Source organism: Vicinamibacteria bacterium (assembly GCA_035620555.1).
Taxonomy (GTDB): Bacteria; Acidobacteriota; Vicinamibacteria; order Marinacidobacterales; family SMYC01; genus DASPGQ01.
In genome coordinates this window covers 1-2,836 of the sequence record DASPGQ010000050.1, presented here as the reverse complement: position 1 = coordinate 2,836, position 2,836 = coordinate 1, and the positions used below count along the sequence as shown (strand labels likewise).

Genomic DNA, 2,836 nt, shown 5'->3' with positions numbered 1-2,836 from the left:
GGCAAAGAGATCTTCGAGCGCTCGCGCGGCGGCCGGCTCGTTTCGACCTTCGCCAAGGACCCGCACCGCCGGGATCTGGACGCTCGTCGAGACCTCGCGACTGAGAGCCGCTCGGGCGGCAGCGCGCACCTGCGGCTCGGTGGAGCCTGCCGCGATCTGAACGGCTCTGAGCTTGACGGCGCTGGCGTGATTGGCGCCGGCCACGGCTTGGTGGAGGATCTCGGCCGCCGCGAGGTCGTTCCTCATCGGCGCGAGGCTCTCCAGGCAACGGAGCTGGACGGACGAGCTGTAAGACTCCTGGAAGACGCGAAGTACGGCGGGCCGAACCTCGGGGGCGAGCAGGTGCCGATCGAGCGTCGCACAAGCAAGGAGCTGGACCGATGACGCGTTTCCGGCATCGAGCCCGCGGCTCACCGCCCGCCGCACCGAGGCAACGTCGAGCCGAGGCGAGAGCGTTCGAATGGCTTCGAGCTTCACGCTGGTCGAGAACCCGCTCGCCAGCAGGCGTTCGAAGGCGGCCGTGACCTCCTCCTGGGCGGAAGCGGGCTCGAGCGCTTTCAATGCGCGAAGCGTCACGCTGGTCGACCGGCTGCGATCCAAAGCGAGAATGAGGATGCCTCTCGCCTCGGGATTGGAAACGTGGGGTGCGAGGATGTGAATCAGCTCGATCTGGCGAGACGAGCTCTCCCGCTCCATGGCCTCTTCGAGCACGTCCCGGCCGGCAAGGTTTCCCTGGCGGGCGAGAGCGAAAGCCGTATCGCGCTTGAGCTCCCAGGAGCTCGCGGTCCCGAAGATATCGTCGATAACCTCCCGGGCCAGATCGTTTCGACCGCGGCCCGCGACCAGCTCGGCTCGGTGCTCGCGGGCACTTTCGACTCGCACCGAATCGGGCCACCGTTCGATGACCGAGCCGAAGGCTTCGATGGCTTCGACGTCGCGACCGAGCTGTTCGTAGGCGTAACCGAGATAGTACTGGGCGTCGTCCGCCTCCTCGCTGTCGGCGAACTCGGTGACGAGGCGGCGAAAAGCTTCCGTCGCCTGTTCGTAGCGCTCTTCGAGCAAATGCTCGCGCCCCTCGAGATAGAGAGATCGCGCCGGCTCCTGCAGGGCGAGCAACATCGGGACCCATCCGATGAGCAGAAGGCGTGTCATTTCAAAAATCCTTTCGGGGCAGGGGGTTGTCGTTCGCGAGCCACCCTGACGATGCCAGGGCGCTCTCGATATCGTCGTCGAGCGCGAGCTCGGCAAGCGTGGAAGGCAAATTGCTGTCGCGGAGACTCGCCTGGAGATGACGTACGTTCGTCTCCGTCGTCGAGCTTTCGAGAGCGGCGAGCTCTTCCAGGAACGGTTCGGCACGACGGATCGCGCGAAGAAGATCCCGGTCTTTTTCGGAATCGAGAAGACGCTCGAGAAGGGCGCCGTCGCGAATGAGAGTCCGGGCGCGCTCGCGGGTATAGGCCGCCTCGTCCGCGGTCAGGTCGAGAACGGCCAGCTCCAAGAGCTCCTCGAGAACCCCGCGAAGCCCATCGGTGTAGCGAACGCCCACATCGGACAGCAGCTCGGCCCGCTCGAGGGCGGCGAGAGCATCCGGATCGACGGGGGCACCGAGGGCGACTTCCGGCTCCTCACCGCCCCGGGGCAGGAAGTAACCGATGCCGACTCCGATGAGCAGCACGGCAGCCATCGCCATCCATCGGGACGGTGAGCGACTCCTTTGAAGGTCGAGGGTGCGGATGACCTTGGGCGTATCCGCATACGGGAGGGGCGGCGCTTCGATGTCACGAAGGGCCTCCATCGCAAGCTTCGCATCGTCGAAGGCGTCCCGGCAGTCTCCGCATACGGAGAGGTGGCGCTCGACGTTTTCCCGCGACGGCTCGGTGAGATCGCCAAAGAGCAACCTCTCCATGAGCCCCTCGAAATCGGGACAAGCACTGTTTGTCAACGTGTCGCTCCTTTGGCCTTCAAGAAGACGCCCAGCTTCCGCAGGCCGCGAAATACCTGACTTCGCGCGGTAACCTCGCCGCATCCCAGCGCTTCGCCGATCTGCCGCATCGGGAGCTCGTCGAAGTAGCGCAGGACGACCGCTGCCCTCTGCCCTTCGGGAAGCTTCTCGAGCGCGAGTCGGACCTTCTCGGCGCGCTCGGCCCGCAAGAGACGGTCCTCGGCCTCCGCCACGGCAACGTCCGATGCGACCACCCGGGCGTCGAGTCGGGCGCGGCGTCCGGCTCGCCGCCGATCCTCGATCGCGCGATTGACCGCAATCCGGCAGATCCAGGGGAAGAACCGAGCGGGATCCTTCAATCGCGGAAGCTCTCTGAGGGCAGAGGCATAGGCATCCTGGACCATGTCCTCGGCCTGGATTCGGTCTTTCATGATGGTCAGAACGACCCGAACCACGCGGCGGTAGTAGCGCCGATGAAGCTCGCCGAATCCCTCGATGTCCCCTGCCAGGGTGCGCTCGACGAGCGCGGCATCCGCTACTTCCATGAGCCTACCGGGCCGTTCATGGGATCGGCGCGCCAGGGGGCTGGTTCGTTGCAGGAAACTTCATTATAAAGTCACTTCAGCCTGGATGGGATTGGTGCCACACCTTGGGCTTCCCACGTTCGGCGCCGACCGGTCAGCTTAGCGGCAGGGAGTCGAACAATACGAGATGGTGACGGAATCTCAAATTCGTCGGATCGCCTTGTCCCTCCCCGGCGCCTACGAACGGGCCTCGTACGAAGGCCGACCGTCGTGGCGCACCAAGCCGCGCATGTTCACCTGGATCCGCGATGATCCCGAGGCGCTGGTGGTTTGGGTCGAGTCCCTCGACGAGAAGGAGCTGATGATCGCG

The 2,836-nt window shown here is 65.2% G+C and carries 4 protein-coding genes; 1 reads left to right on the top strand and 3 read right to left on the bottom strand.

Features of this window, described 5'->3' with window-relative positions:
• From VEK15_01865 to VEK15_01855, 3 genes are all read right to left on the bottom strand, one after another.
• Positions 1-1,152 (bottom strand): tetratricopeptide repeat protein (locus VEK15_01865; protein HXV59410.1); only part of this gene is annotated, 1,152 nt, incomplete at its 3' end.
• A 1-nt stretch (position 1,153) separates the two neighbouring features.
• Positions 1,154-1,942 (bottom strand): zf-HC2 domain-containing protein, encoded by a 789-nt coding sequence (locus tag VEK15_01860; GenBank protein HXV59409.1) that lies wholly within the window; start codon positions 1,940-1,942, stop codon positions 1,154-1,156.
• A complete protein-coding gene (locus VEK15_01855; GenBank protein HXV59408.1) occupies positions 1,939-2,487 on the bottom strand; it encodes a sigma-70 family RNA polymerase sigma factor in 549 nt (182 codons plus the stop codon). The genes VEK15_01860 and VEK15_01855 overlap by 4 nt, the downstream gene beginning before the upstream one ends.
• 166 nt (positions 2,488-2,653) lie before the next feature.
• Here VEK15_01855 and VEK15_01850 point away from each other — a divergent pair.
• The coding region (locus VEK15_01850; protein ID HXV59407.1) for an MmcQ/YjbR family DNA-binding protein at positions 2,654-2,836 on the top strand (183 nt) is incomplete at its 3' end.

Excerpts from the sequence above, each read along its gene's own strand:
- VEK15_01855 (HXV59408.1), bottom strand. The coding sequence starts at position 2,487 with ATGGAAGTAGCGGATGCCGCGCTCGTCGAGCGCACCCTGGCAGGGGAC.